The 15,233-nt window shown below is 40.3% G+C and carries 11 protein-coding genes; 4 read left to right on the top strand and 7 right to left on the bottom strand.

Annotated elements, in window-relative coordinates:
* Positions 1-94: 94 nt before the first annotated feature.
* From RMO03_RS07525 to tgt, 6 genes are all read right to left on the bottom strand, one after another.
* Positions 95-1,279 carry an asparagine synthetase B gene (locus RMO03_RS07525; protein WP_409024913.1) on the bottom strand — a complete coding sequence of 395 codons (1,185 nt, stop codon included), beginning with the start codon at positions 1,277-1,279 and terminating at the stop codon, positions 95-97.
* A 292-nt stretch (positions 1,280-1,571) separates the two neighbouring features.
* Positions 1,572-3,119, bottom strand: a complete 1,548-nt coding sequence (gene dnaB / locus RMO03_RS07520; RefSeq protein ID WP_309641479.1) for a replicative DNA helicase — start codon at positions 3,117-3,119, stop codon at positions 1,572-1,574.
* 148 nt (positions 3,120-3,267) lie between these two features.
* The gene (locus tag RMO03_RS07515) at positions 3,268-4,221 is read right to left on the bottom strand and encodes an acetyl-CoA carboxylase carboxyltransferase subunit alpha (RefSeq protein WP_309641478.1); all 954 of its coding nucleotides are present in this window, start codon (positions 4,219-4,221) and stop codon (positions 3,268-3,270) included.
* Between the two features lie 283 nt (positions 4,222-4,504).
* The gene (locus tag RMO03_RS07510; protein ID WP_309641477.1) at positions 4,505-5,386 is read right to left on the bottom strand and encodes a DMT family transporter; all 882 of its coding nucleotides are present in this window, start codon (positions 5,384-5,386) and stop codon (positions 4,505-4,507) included.
* A complete protein-coding gene (locus RMO03_RS07505; protein ID WP_309641476.1) occupies positions 5,373-6,458 on the bottom strand; it encodes an LptF/LptG family permease in 1,086 nt (361 codons plus the stop codon). Before RMO03_RS07505 ends, RMO03_RS07510 begins: the two co-directional genes overlap by 14 nt.
* A 77-nt stretch (positions 6,459-6,535) precedes the next feature.
* Positions 6,536-7,666, bottom strand: a complete 1,131-nt coding sequence (tgt, locus tag RMO03_RS07500) for a tRNA guanosine(34) transglycosylase Tgt (protein ID WP_309641475.1) — start codon at positions 7,664-7,666, stop codon at positions 6,536-6,538.
* 377 nt (positions 7,667-8,043) lie between these two features.
* On the opposite strand from tgt, the gene RMO03_RS07495 reads away from it, so the two are divergent.
* From RMO03_RS07495 to RMO03_RS07480, 4 genes are all read left to right on the top strand, one after another.
* A complete protein-coding gene (locus RMO03_RS07495; protein WP_309641474.1) occupies positions 8,044-9,201 on the top strand; it encodes a helix-turn-helix transcriptional regulator in 1,158 nt (385 codons plus the stop codon).
* A 213-nt stretch (positions 9,202-9,414) separates the two neighbouring features.
* Entirely contained in the window at positions 9,415-11,832 is a 2,418-nt protein-coding gene (locus RMO03_RS07490; protein ID WP_309641473.1) for a T9SS type A sorting domain-containing protein, read from the top strand.
* A gap of 478 nt (positions 11,833-12,310) precedes the next feature.
* Positions 12,311-13,162: a transketolase gene (locus tag RMO03_RS07485; protein ID WP_309641488.1), complete on the top strand. Its 852-nt coding sequence runs from the start codon at positions 12,311-12,313 to the stop codon at positions 13,160-13,162.
* A gap of 4 nt (positions 13,163-13,166) precedes the next feature.
* On the top strand, positions 13,167-14,120 hold the full coding sequence (locus RMO03_RS07480) for a transketolase C-terminal domain-containing protein (RefSeq protein WP_309641472.1): 954 nt from the start codon (positions 13,167-13,169) through the stop codon (positions 14,118-14,120).
* 69 nt (positions 14,121-14,189) lie between these two features.
* On the opposite strand, the gene RMO03_RS07475 is transcribed toward RMO03_RS07480, so the two are convergent.
* Positions 14,190-15,167, bottom strand: a complete 978-nt coding sequence (locus RMO03_RS07475; RefSeq protein WP_309641471.1) for an FKBP-type peptidylprolyl isomerase — start codon at positions 15,165-15,167, stop codon at positions 14,190-14,192.
* Between the last annotated feature and the right edge of the window lie 66 nt (positions 15,168-15,233).

The raw sequence follows: 15,233 nt of genomic DNA, 5'->3' as shown, positions 1-15,233 counted from the left end.
AGGATGCCGTTGCCATCAGGGCTAAAAATCCGAATCCAATTGTACATTAAGTTCAATTGGATTCGGATTTTTATTTTCAATTGTTAATTATAAACTATGTTTTCTGAGGTTTTTTCCTAGCTGCAGGAAACAATACATTATTCAAAATCAAGCGAAAACCCGGAGAGTTGGGATGCAAATCTAAAACCGTTGGTTCGTCGCCCACACGGTGTTGGTAATCTTCAGGATCATGACCACCATAAAACGTAAAGAATCCTTTTCCTTTTTGCCCGTGAATGTATCGCGCTTCATCGTTGAGTTCACATTTTCCTAAAGTCAACACATTCGATTTGACCAAAGCCGGATCAAACGAAGTACTTTGACCCATAAATCCTTTAATCAGTTGCGTGTGATTTTGGCATAACATCGTTGGAATCACATCCCATTTGGCGGAGAAATCCATCAACGTAAAGTAATCTTTTTCAAATGGAATTTTGCGTTTTTCGGTCATGTCAATATCTGAGAACTCGTAATGCTCAGGCTTTCGATCTAAGATAAAATCCTTAAAAGCAAAGGTTTTACTGTAATCAATTTTAGATTGGTAATTCGGATCACTCGCATCGCCGTCGAACATGGGTTCACAAATATCAACGCCTTCCGCAGACAAAGCAATATCAAAACTATCGGTTGCCGAGCACATCGCAAACATAAATCCACCACCAATCACGAAGTCGCGAATCTTTTTAGCCACGGCTAATTTTTCTTGAGAAACTTTGGCATAACCCAATTTGGTAGCCAAGGCTTCAGCTTCTTTTTTCTGATCGATATACCAAGGCGCATTGCGATAAGCACCAAAAAATTTTCCGTATTGTCCCGTAAAATCTTCGTGATGCAAGTGCAACCAGTCATACAACAACAATTGATCGCCTAGTACTTCTTCGTCATAAATCGGCGTAAACGGAATCTCGGCATACGTCAAAACCATAGTCACAGCGTCGTCCCAAGGTTGTTTTCCTTTGGGTGTGTAGACTGCAATTTTAGGTGCTTTCTCGAGTACAACGGTTTCCATGTTTTGCGATGGACTTGATATATCTTCTAAAATTTGGTTGGCTTCGCTGTCGGATAACACTTCAAAACTAACCCCTCGAATCTGACATTCTTTTCTGATTTCAGGTGCATCCGGCAATAGAAAAGAACCGCCGCGATAATTTAATAACCAACTGGCCTTGTATTTTTTATCGAGGCACCAATAGGTAATTCCGTAAGCTTTCAAGTGATTTTTTTGCGTGGTTTCGTCCATTGGCAATAGGATGAAATTCGCCTTAATCGAAAAAGAAATAAGAAGTATGATGGTGGTTAAAAGATGCTTCACGGACATTGATTTCACTGCTATAATGCGTTTGGTTGTGTCAAAGATAACAGAATTTCTGTGAAGAAAAGCATAATTTATTGGATGCGCTAACGCTTTGGATTGTTGGACACGCCTTCGGCTTTGGACATATCTCGTTAACAATAAACTGCTTGCTCTAAAGCGAAGCGTGTCCAAAACGAAGTGTGTCTAAAGGCGTAGCCGTGTCTAAAGCGCAGCGAGTCTAAAACGGAACATCGCTATCGTCATCCGGTGTATTCAAATTACTACCAAAAGCTTCATTCGCAGAAGGCAAACTTTTCGTATTAAACGGATTGTCTTCATGATTCATTTTGGAAGGTAAATCGTCGTAAGCGCCACCATATTCGTCGAGGTTGTCGAACTTTCCTAAGTTGCCGATAAATTTCAAACGCACATTTTCTAGCGAACCATTTCTGTGTTTGGCAATGATAAATTCGGCTTGGCCTTGTGTTGGCGATTGTTCTTCGTCATCCCATTCGTCGATTTTGTAGTATTCGGGACGGTATATGAATGATACAATATCAGCATCTTGCTCAATCGCTCCAGATTCACGAAGGTCGGAAAGCAATGGTCTTTTGCTCGAGCCACGCGTTTCAACGGCACGTGATAATTGCGATAATGCGATTACAGGGACACTCAATTCTTTGGCTAAAGCTTTTAGGTTTCTTGAAATGGTTGAGATTTCTTGCTCTCTATTGCCCATGCCTTTTCCGTTATTGCCGCCGGCAGTCATCAACTGAAGATAATCGACGATGATGAGTTTGATGCCGTGTTGCGATGCCAATCGACGTGATTTTGCTCTCAAATCGAAAATCGAAAGTGATGGCGTATCATCAATAAACAAAGGTGCTTTTTCTAAATTTTTAACTTTAATCGACAATTGTTCCCACTCGTGTTTTTCTAATTTTCCGGTTCTTAATTTCTCGGAAGACAAACCGGTTTCGGAAGAAATCAAACGTGTGATCAACTGAACGGAAGACATCTCTAAAGAAAATAATGCCACCGGATGACCATAATCAATCGCAATATTTCTCGCCATTGATAATACGAATGCGGTTTTACCCATACCCGGACGTGCTGCAATAATCACCAAATCGGAAGGTTGCCAACCTGAAGTAACTTTATCGAGTTTATCAAAACCGGTTGCGATACCGCTTAATCCTTCTTTTCCCGCAATTTCTTCGATGCGTTTTTTGGCTTGAATAACTAAACTTTGCGCAGTTTCTGAACTTCGTTTGATGTTGCCTTGGGTGACTTCGTATAATTTCGATTCGGCTTTGTCTAACAAATCGAATACATCGGTGGTTTCGTCATACGATTCTTCGATAATTTCCGAAGATATTTTGATAAGACTTCGTTGGATGTATTTCTGTAGTATAATTCTCGAGTGAAATTCGATGTGCGCCGAAGACGATATTTTTTGGGTGAGTTGAATTAAATAAAAATCACCACCGGCCAAATCGAGTTTGGCGTTCTTTTTAAGCTGCGCCGAAACGGTTAATAAATCGATGGGTTGTGTATCGGTGAATAACTGTACAATCGCTTCGAAAATGTGTTTGTGTGCGTCTTTGTAAAATGCGTCAGGTTGGAGAATATCGATGACCTCATCAACACCTTTTTTATCAATCATCATGGCACCTAGAACTGCTTCTTCGAGTTCTAAAACTTGTGGTGGTAGTTTCCCTTTTTCGAGATTGATGATGGTCGTTTTATCGACACGAACGGGGTTGATATTTCTGAAATTTTCCATGTTGCGAATGTAAACTAAAAATAAAAATTTTGTAGTTTGAGTTATTCCTAATAACTGTTGATAAATACTTTTATTTTGTTTATAACGATAAAAAAATCCGAAACCATTGGGCTTCGGATTCTATATCGTAATTGTAGGATTTTACGCTTTACTCTTTATACTCGCCCATTTTGCTGTATTTATCCATCCTTTGCGCGACCAATTCGGCTGTTGATAAATCTTTGAGTTCGTTGTAAGCTTTCATAATATACTGCTCTACTGTTTTGAAAGTAGTTTCTTTATCGTAATGCGCTCCTCCAAGTGGTTCCGGAATAATATCGTCTACGAGTTTTTGTCTTTTCATATCGGCAGAAGTCAATTTTAGGGCTTCGGCTGCTTGTTCTTTATATTCCCAACTTTTCCATAAAATTGAGGAGCAAGATTCCGGTGAAATTACCGAATACCAAGTGTTTTCCATCATCAGTACGCGATCGCCAACACCGATTCCTAGTGCACCTCCTGAGGCGCCTTCTCCTACAATGATACATATGATCGGCACTTTGAGGCGTGACATTTCAAAGATATTTCTAGCAATCGCTTCGCCTTGTCCGCGTTCTTCTGCTTCCAGGCCCGGATAAGCGCCCGGAGTGTCAATAAATGTAACAACAGGAATTCCGAATTTTTCAGCCATTTTCATGAGTCGCAATGCTTTTCTGTAGCCTTCAGGATTGGCCATACCGAAATTACGAAGTTGACGCATTTTGGTATTGATTCCTTTCTGTTGGCCGATAAGCATGAATGATTGTCCTTGTATTTTTCCCAAACCTCCAACCATGGCTTTATCGTCCTTGAAATTCCGATCACCAAACAATTCGAGGAACGTTCCTTTGGTAAGGGTTGTAATATGCTCGAGCGTATACGGGCGGTTCGGGTGACGTGAAAGTTGCACGCGTTGCCAAGCCGTAAGGTTCTTGTATATTTTGCGTTTGGTTTCTTCTAGTTTTTTTTCGATTTGTTTGCAGGTAGCCGTGACATCGACGTTGGATTCGGCACCAATAATTTGACATTTGTCTAATTGGTCTTCTAGTTCTTTTATAGGAAGCTCAAAATCTAAATATTCCATAGGATTTGTGCGTTTTTATATTTTGTTTGGTCGACAAAGATAAAATATAAAATTAGTAAGAAAAGAAATTTTTGCTTTTTAGTTGTAAACTTCCTTATATAACAATTGCCCTAGCCCCGATTACCTCACTGAGTTAATGTTTTATGAAATATGTGTTCGGTGAATGCTGCGCATTTGTAGCGGAAATCCTTTTGTGCCATTGTTTGGCGCAAAAGATTGGGAGTGGATAGCGGGACCCGAGCTCCTAAAAGAGCGAACAGACGAAGTAAACAGCTCCTAAAAACTAATCCTTTGATTTGGCATATTTTACAATGCCATTGAGAATGACTGTTGATAGAATAATCAACGCGCCGATGTAGAATTGCGGGCTCATCTTTTCTTTTTCTTGGAAGACGATCACGGCGAGAATAATACCGTAGATGGGTTCGAGATTGATGGTCAGCATGACGGTGTATGGACTTAAGAACTTCATGACTTTGACCGATGCGATGAAGGCGTATGCGGTGCAGAATGAACTTAAAATAGCGAGATACATCCAATCTTTTGCGCTGATTTTGAAAAAGGCTGCGTTGAAACTTTGGGTGGCCAATAATAGGATGGTGAAGAATAAAACACCGCCCAAAATTTCGTAGAATGAGATGACTGTTGGGTTGTATTGTTTGGCGAATTTGCTGTTAATCACGGAGAATAAGGCCGATAGAAAGGCGCAACTTAAAGCGAGCAAGATGCCTTCGATGTATTGGCTTTCGACTCTGAATATGATGCTGAGTCCGATAACGACAATCACGCCGAAGAAAACTTCGTACCAGATGATTTTTCTGCCGAGCCAAATGGGTTCTAAGAATGACGTGAAAAAAGCACCGGTGGACAAGCACGCTAAAGTGACCGATACGTTCGAAACTTTGATGGCTCTAAAAAATGTAAACCAATGCAAAGCGATGATGATTCCTGCGAAAAGTAGTTGTAATAATACTTTTTTGGGTAGTTGGATTGGGATTTTTTTATACCAAATGTAGCCTGCAATAAACACGACTGCTAGTCCCATTCTGTACCAAACCAGCGGCATGGCATCTAACGAAATTAAAGCACCGAGCACAGCCGTAAAGCCCCAAACGAAAACGATGAGATGCAGGTGCAGATAGCTTTTAACGTTATCGCTTAGCACGGCGCAAAAGATAAATGGCGAGCGCTCCGAAAACGATGTTGGGAATCCACACGGCAATGAGTGGCGGTATCGAGGACTTTTCGGCTAAGACTCCAAATATTTTATCGAAGAATACGAAGGTGAATGCGAGTAGGATTCCGAGTGCGAGATTCATTCCCATACCACCGCGACGCTTCATCGAAGAAACCGCTACAGCGATAATCGTTAGGATGAATGCTGAAGCCGGAATGCTGTATTTTTTGTATAAAACGACGAGATACGTATTGATATTGGCGGAACCTTTTGCTCGTTCTTTTTCTATAAACGAGTTCAATTCTAATAACGACAATGTTTCTGCCACATAAACGGTTGGTGTTAAATCCTCGAGACTGAAAGTGTAAATGGCATTAGACACCTCTTTGCTTTCGATAACATCATCGAGTTCACCCACAGTTCGTTTGGAATAACCATACAGCGTATAATATTCATTTTTAGCATCCCATTGGATGCGGTTGGCGGTAATTTTATATTCTAATTGATCGCCTTTAAATTTTTCGAGAACAAAATTAAAAGCCGTTTGCGTTTGGGGATTGAAGTTACTCACATAAATAAATTCATTGTCACTAATTTGTCGATATACATCGGTATTGTCGCGCATTTCTTCACGTCCATTTCCGATAAGATACGTGTATCTGAAATTTTTAAAACCTTCGCTGGCTTTGGGCACCAGAAAAAATCCCATTAATAATGCTGTTAAAGAAACGATAGTCGCTCCAATAATATAAGGTCTTAAAAAACGCGTAAACGAAATTCCGGAACTTAATATCGCAATGATTTCGGTGTTGTTCGCGAGTTTCGACGTAAACCAAATCACCGATAAAAACAAAAATATCGGGAATAATAAATTCGCGAAATAAATGATGAAGTCTAAATAATACCAAGCGATTTCTACCAATGGCACTTTGTTCTCGATCATGCGGTTGACTTTCTCTGAAACATCAATCACGATTCCGATGGGAACAAACAACAGCAACATCACCGAGAACGTGGCGAGGTATCTTTTGAGGATGTATTTGTCTATTATTGTCAGCATTTTTTGAGTTATGAGTTGTGAGTTATGAGTTATAAGTGATGACAATTCATAACTCACAACTCATAATTCATAACTATTTACAATCGTTGGCTCATCTGTTTCACCATCGTGTCTTTCCAAGTTCTAAAATCTCCGGCTAAGATATGTTTTCTTGCCTCACGAACCAACCACATATAGAAACCTAAATTGTGAATCGTAGCGATTTGTTTTCCGAGATATTCATTGGCGGCAAAAAGATGTCGCAAATAAGCTTTGGTGTATTCTGTATCAACGAAAGTGTGGCCCATTTCGTCTAGTGGCGAAAAGTCATCTTCCCATTTTTTGTTTTTGATGTTGATGGTGCCATTGGATGTGAATAACATGCCGTTTCTCGCATTACGTGTTGGCATCACACAATCGAACATATCCACTCCTAACGCAATATTTTCGAGAATATTGATAGGTGTTCCGACGCCCATTAAATAACGAGGTTTGTCTTCGGGTAAAATATCGCAGACGATTTCTGTCATGGCGTACATTTCTTCTGCAGGTTCACCAACCGATAATCCACCGATGGCGTTGCCTTGTTGTCCTGCGTTGGCAATATATTCTGCCGATTGCATGCGCAAATCTTTATAGGTGCTTCCTTGAACGATTGGGAAGAACGTTTGTTCGAATCCATATTTAAAAGGTAGTTTTTCCAAATGCGTAATGCAACGATTGAGCCAACGGTGTGTCATGTGCATCGAACGTTGAGCATAGCGATAATCGCAAGGATACGGTGTACATTCATCAAAAGCCATAATGATATCAGCACCAATTGTACGCTGGATTTCCATCACATTTTCGGGAGTGAACACATGGTAAGAACCGTCGATATGCGATTTGAATTTTACGCCTTCTTCTTTAATCTTACGATTGGCGGATAACGAATACACTTGATAACCGCCTGAATCCGTCAGAATATTTCGGTCCCAATTCATGAATTTATGCAAACCACCAGCTTTTTCTAAAATATCCGTTCCCGGACGCAAGTATAAGTGATACGTATTTCCTAGGATAATATCGGGATTGATTTCTTCTTTGAGTTCACGTTGGTGAACCCCTTTCACCGAAGCGACAGTTCCAACAGGCATGAATATCGGAGTTTCAATGACTCCATGATCGGTGGTTATTGTTCCAGCTCGGGCTTTAGATTGTGGGTCTTTTTGTAATAAATCAAATTTCATATGGCATTTTTCAGTCGGCAAAGATAGACGATTTAGGATTTTAGTTTTAGGAATTGGGAATTTATTTAGATTATAAGATTGCAAGATTACAAGACTGTAAGACTAAGCCTATTGAATAGACGAAACAATCTTAAAATCTTAAAATCTTACAGTCTTAAAGTCTTACAATCCAAATGATGGCGTGACCAAAGGGCCGGGCTAACAGGTTACACAACAATCGCGTGAAGGATGGAGCAATTGTCTGAGCTCTTTTTTTGCTGCGCTTCAGCGTAGCAAAAAAAAGCGAGTGCGAGAGCCTGACCCGCAGGGGCACGCCCAGAGTTTTATAAAAAAACTAAAATTTATTACATTTCAATTTAATTATTATATTTGAAACTATGGGCTACGACTTCAATATGTACAACAGCATTATCCTCACCGGAATTGTTCAGGGTTTGGTTTTTGGCATTGTCGTGTTTTCTTCAGAGAAATACCGCCGCGCCTCGAGCACCTTGCTGCTTGGGATATTGATTGTGGTTTTTTCGCTGACCAATCTGCAATATTATTTGGGTGACACCGCCATTATTACCACGCGGCAGTTGTTTGGCATCGTTTGGTTTCCGGGACAATTGTTGTCCGGACCGCTGTTGCTTTTTTACGGATTGAAATTATTGTATCCTGAAAAACCTATTGCCCGGCGCACCAAAGTACTGATTCTGCTTCCGTTTATTATCGCATTCATGGCCATTACCTATATCAAAATAACGATGGCCGGTGTGGATAAGAAAACATACATGCAGGCAATACAGCCGATTGAAGGTATCGTAGAATTTTCGAGCCTCATTTTAGATACCTGCATTGTGGTTTGGCTATTTTTAGGTATCCGCAAAGTAGATCGGGCTTCGAAAAATTTCAAATTGGCTCAAGTGCGTCCCGAATTGAAATGGTTCCGCAACCTGCTGGTTATTTTATTTAGCTTGTGTTTTGTATGGCTTTATGTCGCCGTATTAATGTTCAACGGTTTGGCAGCGGAAAACCTTTGGTATATTATGTGGATTGCGCTTTCGATCATCATCTATTGGATTGGGCATGTTGGGATTTACAAATATGGCGTACAGGAAGAGCGCAGGAAAATCCGAAATCATACCTTCGACCGCAGTACTATTGTTGTGATGGCTGACAAGCAGAGAAGTGACCATCTGACTTTATTCGAGAATTTACTGATTGATAAAAAATATTTCCTTGATCCTGAACTCACGCTTGACAAAATTGCTGATGAACTCAACCTCAGCAAAAGCCATCTTTCGCGTCTTATCAATAAAGAATTGCAAACGAGTTTCCCTGATTATATCAACCAGCTGCGGATTAAAGAAGCGCAGTATTATCTGAAACATCCTGATTTTTCAAACTACACTTTGGTGGCGATTGGTCTAGAAGCCGGATTTGCATCGAAAACCACTTTCAACAATACCTTCAAGAAAGTGACCGGCATGACGCCATCGGAATATAAAAACGACACTTCAATTCCTGTTGAAGACATGGTCATCCCGTCTTAAAATTTTTCCATTCTTATTTGTTTAATCGTGGAATCGTTTAATCGTTTAACAGAGCTCACGATTAAACGATTCCACAATTCCAGAATTCAATATCTGTTTCAATACGTTCGGATTTACTGCAAAAAGCAATTTTTGGAACGCCTGTTATTGGGTCAAAAGTAATTTTAATGCATCAAGTTAAAACTATTCAAAAACTCAATTAAAATTTTTATCATGAAACAACTATTCTTTTTTATTGCGAGTTGTGTTTCGCTGATGGTTTCGGCGCAGACCAACACTTTTAACGGTGCGATCAGCAACAATTGGAACGTCGCTGCAAACTGGACATTAAACACTGTTCCAACAGCACTCCATGATGTCGTCATTCCTACCGGCAAATCGGTCGAGATCTACAATGCAGCTACCACCAAATCTTTACAATTGCAAGGCACAGCCACTTTGTTTTTGTCGAGCAACCTGTCGATTCTGCAAACTTCGAGCATTGCTGCCAACGCCACTTTCAATTGGTCGGGTGGTGTACTTTCTGGCGGTGGAACACTCAACAATTTGGGCGCATTGAATTTTGTTCCTGCCGGTGGGAAATACCTCACCGAAGCCACCATAATCAACAATTCAGGAACAATGACCTTCACAACCGATTGGAACTTATCAATCAATGATGGCACAGTCAACAACCTGTCTTCAGGGATCATGGATTTTCAATCTCCACTACAAATCGGATACAGCGGCACGGGTTCGCACTTACTCAACAATCAGGGATTGATTAAAAAAACCGGAGTATCTAGTGTCAGTAGCATCAATACTGATTTCAACAATACCGGAACACTTTCCGTAGAATCTGGTTATCTCGACCTCAATGGTGGTACTATAAATCTCAATGGAGGCATTTATAATGCAAGTGCAGGAGCTCAGCTTCGCTGGTACAATTCCGTAAATTGCTCAGGTACGCTTACCGGGAATCTCGTGGGTGATTTGGTCTGGGCCGGTGATGTAAAAGTGTCGGGTTCGGCAGCTTTCAATTTTGCGAATCATTTTTACTGGAGTTCCGGAACCCTGAGTGGCGGTGGATCGCTTACCAATCTTGGTTTGCTTACGATTGCACCTGCGAGTGGAAAAAGCATTATTGAGCAAACCACGCTCAACAATCCCGGTCTCATCAATATCAATACAGATTGGAATATGAAAATTGTTGACGGTACACTCAACAACACCGCTTCAGGCATTATCGATTTTCAAGCTACAGGCTCTAATATTGAAAGTGGTTCAGTCGGAAATCTTCATGCTTTCAACAATGCGGGTTTGATAAAAAAAACCGGTCCGGGTAGCTCAAGAATTTCTGCGGATCTTTTGAATACAGGAACCATTTCCGTTGAAAATGGAACGTTGGAACTCAATGATGACAATATCATCCTCAATAATGGGATTTACAATGTTATGTCCGGCACCGATTTTCGCTTCCTTCAAACCGTAACGCTATCGGGAACGCTCACAGGAAATCTCGACGGTGCATTATTGTGGTTTGAAACAGTGAATGTACCTACTTTGGCTGTGCTTCAATTTTTGCCCAATAGTAATTTCAATTGGGTTTCGGGAACCTTAACCGGCGGCGGAACTTTGAGAAATGACAGTACTTTTTACTACTCAAGCGTAGGAACGAAATATCTGGATGGCGCGGCAACATTAACCAATGCTTCTCGAATGAATTTTACAACGGATTGGCCATTACAGGTCATGAACGGTACGATTAATAATCTTGCTGCAGGGATTATCGACTTGCAGGTTGCCGCTAATATTAACCGGAACGGTAGCGGTTTACATGCATTCAACAATATCGGGCTTATCAAAAAAACGGGCAGCACCGGAGCCGCTCTATTGTATCTAGATCTCGTTAATATCGGAACCATCGAATCCTCGATTGGAACTATCGCTTTTGATAATCTCTTGAATACGCCCACGGGAATCGTAAGCGGCATTGGCAATATACAGCTCGCCGCGGCTTCAGGAAGTATGACCAATAACGGTATATTTTCTCCAGGTGGCTCGCCTGGTGTTATGGGTTTTTACGGTAATTATACTTCAACTGCCAGCACTAGATTTGCAGTAGAACTTAATGGTTTGACACAAGGAACGCAACATGATTATATGTTTATTGTCGGAGATGCTGTAATGAATGGTAGTGTTGTAGTGACTTTAGGTTTCGATCCCGCGATTAATGATGAATTTATTATCGCCACCACTTCCGGGCTCATCACATTTGGAATGACAACAACGACAGTGGTGAATTTCGGCGGAATGACTTATACTTTCGATGTCTTTACGTCTGACGACAACAAACTCAAACTCAAATTAACCAACAAAGTTTTGGGTACCGAAACGATGACTGAAATCGACAGGAAAATTATATTGGCGCCGAATCCTGCGAAAAATTTCACGATGCTTATCAATCAAAGCGGACAACAACTTGATAACGTTGCAATCTTTGATAGTAGCGGTCGAAAAATCAAAACGATTCCTCTTACAGGCACGATTGACCATAACGAAATCCGTCTCGACGGCTTGGCATCAGGGCAATACTTCTTAAAAATCGACGCCGGAAAAAGCAATATCATCAAACGATTTATAGTGGAATAGTTTTTTCTTTATATTTTTTTTGAGTCGAAAGCCCTGCATCTGTGGGGCTTTTTTTAATGAATCAAATTTCATATGCCCTTTTTACTCCTAAAGTTTCGGGACGGAAAAGATAGAAATTAGATTGTAAGATTGTAGGATTTTAAGATTTTGAAATCAATCTAAAATTGCGTATCCGTTTCTTAAAATCTTACCGTCTTAAAGTCTTACAATCCAAATCATGGCGTGCCCTAAAGGTCAGGCTATGCGCTAAATCTTTTGCGCCACCCGAGCCTTTTGGCGAACTGACGAAGTAAACAATGGCACAAAAGGATACCGCTGCTATCCTTCACGCGTTGCGGTGACGAGTTGAAAACCCAATCTCAAATGTCAAATCCAATACCAAAACTTCAGGACTATAATCCTTAATAACTATTCAAAAAATCATTTGCCTTACGCAGAAATAAGATTTACTTTTGGAGGAAATTAATTTATACCTCTTATAATGGCTAACATCCAACAACTAAACGATTTAACAACACAAGTCAGAAGAGACATTCTTCGCATGGTGCATGCTGTCAATTCGGGACATCCAGGTGGTTCTCTGGGTTGTACTGAATTCTTCGTAGTACTGTATCAAAACATCATGAACCGCAAACCCGGTTTCGACATGGACGGTATTGGAGAAGATTTATTTTTCCTTTCGAATGGTCATATTTCTCCGGTTTTTTACAGCGTTTTGGCGCGTTCGGGTTATTTTCCGGTTTCGGAATTGGCCACTTTTCGTTTGATCAATTCGCGTTTGCAGGGACATCCAACAACACACGAAGGATTGCCTGGCGTTCGCGTAGCTTCGGGTTCCTTAGGACAAGGAATGTCTGTAGCGATTGGCGCAGCTCAAGCTAAAAAACTCAACAAAGACAACAATTTGGTATTCAGCCTTCATGGCGATGGTGAATTGCAGGAAGGTCAAAATTGGGAAGCGATTATGTATGCTTCAGCCAAGAAAGTCGACAATCTGATTGCCACCATTGACCTCAACGGAAAACAAATCGACGGAACGACAGATCAGGTTTTACCGATGGGAAGTATCCGCGCCAAATTTGAAGCTTTCGATTGGGATGTTCTCGAAATTAAAAACGGAAACAACATTGAGGAAATCATTGCTGGACTAACCGATGCCAAATCGAGAACCGGAAAAGGAAAACCAGTTTGTATTTTATTGCATACCGAAATGGGCAACGGTGTCGATTTTATGATGCACACCCACGCATGGCATGGTAAAGCGCCAAATGATGCACAATTAGAAAGTGCTTTGTCTCAGAACTATTGTGAAACCGAAAGCGACTATTAAAATTATGAAAAAATACGAAAATACAGGAAGTAAAGATACACGCTCAGGTTTCGGAGCAGGCATGACCGAATTGGGTCAGAAGAATGAAAAAGTAGTGGCACTTTGTGCGGATTTAATTGGTTCATTAAAGTTGGATGAATTCATTAAAAATCATCCCGAACGTTTCTTTCAAATCGGAATCGCGGAAGCCAATATGATTGGAATCGCGGCGGGTTTGACCATTGGAGGAAAAATTCCGTTTACGGGAACATTTGCTAATTTTTCTACCGGAAGAGTTTATGATCAGATTAGACAATCCGTAGCTTACTCGGATAAAAACGTAAAAATTTGTGCCTCGCATGCGGGATTGACTTTGGGTGAAGATGGTGCGACACATCAGATTTTAGAAGACATCGGACTCATGAAAATGTTGCCCGGAATGACGGTCATCAATACTTGTGATTACAACCAAACTAAAGCGGCTACATTGGCTATTGCGGATCATCACGGGCCGGTTTATTTGAGGTTTGGAAGACCGGTTGTTCCGAATTTTACGCCTGAAAACGGAAGATTTGAAATTGGAAAAGCCGTACTATTAAGTGAAGGAAGTGATGTAACGATTGTAGCCACCGGACATTTAGTATGGGAAGCATTGATTGCCGCAGAAGCGCTAGAAGCAAAAGGAATTTCAGCAGAAGTCATCAACATTCATACGATAAAACCATTGGATGAAGAAGCGATTTTGAAATCATTAGCCAAAACCAAATGTATCGTAACCGCTGAGGAACATAATATTATTGGTGGTTTGGGAGAAAGTATCGCCAGAGTTTTAGCGTTAAACAATCCGATGCCACAAGAGTTCGTTGCAGTGCAGGATAGTTTCGGAGAATCAGGTACGCCGGAACAATTGATGGAAAAATATAAATTAAACCATCAAGCAATTGAAGCGGCTGCAGAACGCGTGATGAAAAGAAAGTAATTGTATTTTCTATAAATAAAAAATCCCTTCATATAATGTGAAGGGATTTTTTTTATAAATCAAATTTTATTAGTGATTATCCACATCCAGATAATTGGGTATTCCATCACCATCAGTGTCTTCGAATATGATAGAACCGTCAGCGTTTTTATGAATTTCATTTTTAGTATAATAGCCATCGCCGTCATCATCAGTATCATACATATTGATAAATCCATCGCCGTCAGTATCATCATGATCTTTATCAAACAAGTCATCACCATTTAAATCTTCATCATTAGAAAGAATACCATCTTCATCTTGATCAGCCGCTTCTGCTTTATACAATTTAAAACTAAATACCAGCGGTGAGTATGATGGTAATAGAACACCACTCAATGGAGAGGTTCTTCCTTGATTAAAATAAGCAAAGCCCGAAGGAATGAATACAACACCTGCACCAAAATCGGAATAAGTCGTTGGCTGGCCAACTACATCCGGATCTTTAGTACCGGCTTTAAAAAAAGGAAAAATCTCAGCCCAACCTCTTATGGATCTATCTAATGTTTGCATTGCAGTAGGGAATGGTGTGTATTCGAATGGTGTGGCATTTAATGTTGTCACCGAAACCGTGTTTACCGTTTCCGTTGTATAACTCAAATAGGCTCCTTTGTAGGACGTTAAAACGGCATCAACTCTTGAAGGTGCGATACCCGTTTCAAGATTTGCTCTTAATTTGAGATAATAAATATTATAGGTAGTGTCGTCAATTACGACAGGTTTTTTTAATAATTGTGGATACGTAGCATTAGTATCTTCCGCATCACGCAACCACGTCCATATTGATGGTTGTCCAGCATCAATCTTTTTAATAGTCACATCTTGATTTGGATCAAAGTCAACAGGAATATAATATGTTTTTAGGTAGTCTTCAATGATAGCATTATCATCTTGATACTGCACATCAAAATCTCGAATTGGCACTTCACTGATGCTATCGGCTTTGTTGCAAGAAAATAAAATGATGACCGAACAGAAAAGAAAAAAATAAAACTTAAATTTGTTCATTATAGCTGAAATTAAGGAGCGCAAGATACAATATTGATTTATTTTTGTAAATAATTTAACGCCTAT

Source organism: Flavobacterium sp., from assembly GCF_031411595.1.
Classification (GTDB): Bacteria; Bacteroidota; Bacteroidia; order Flavobacteriales; family Flavobacteriaceae; genus Flavobacterium.
The sequence above is the reverse complement of the archived record's forward strand: the minus strand, read 5'-3'. Positions and strand labels throughout refer to the sequence as shown.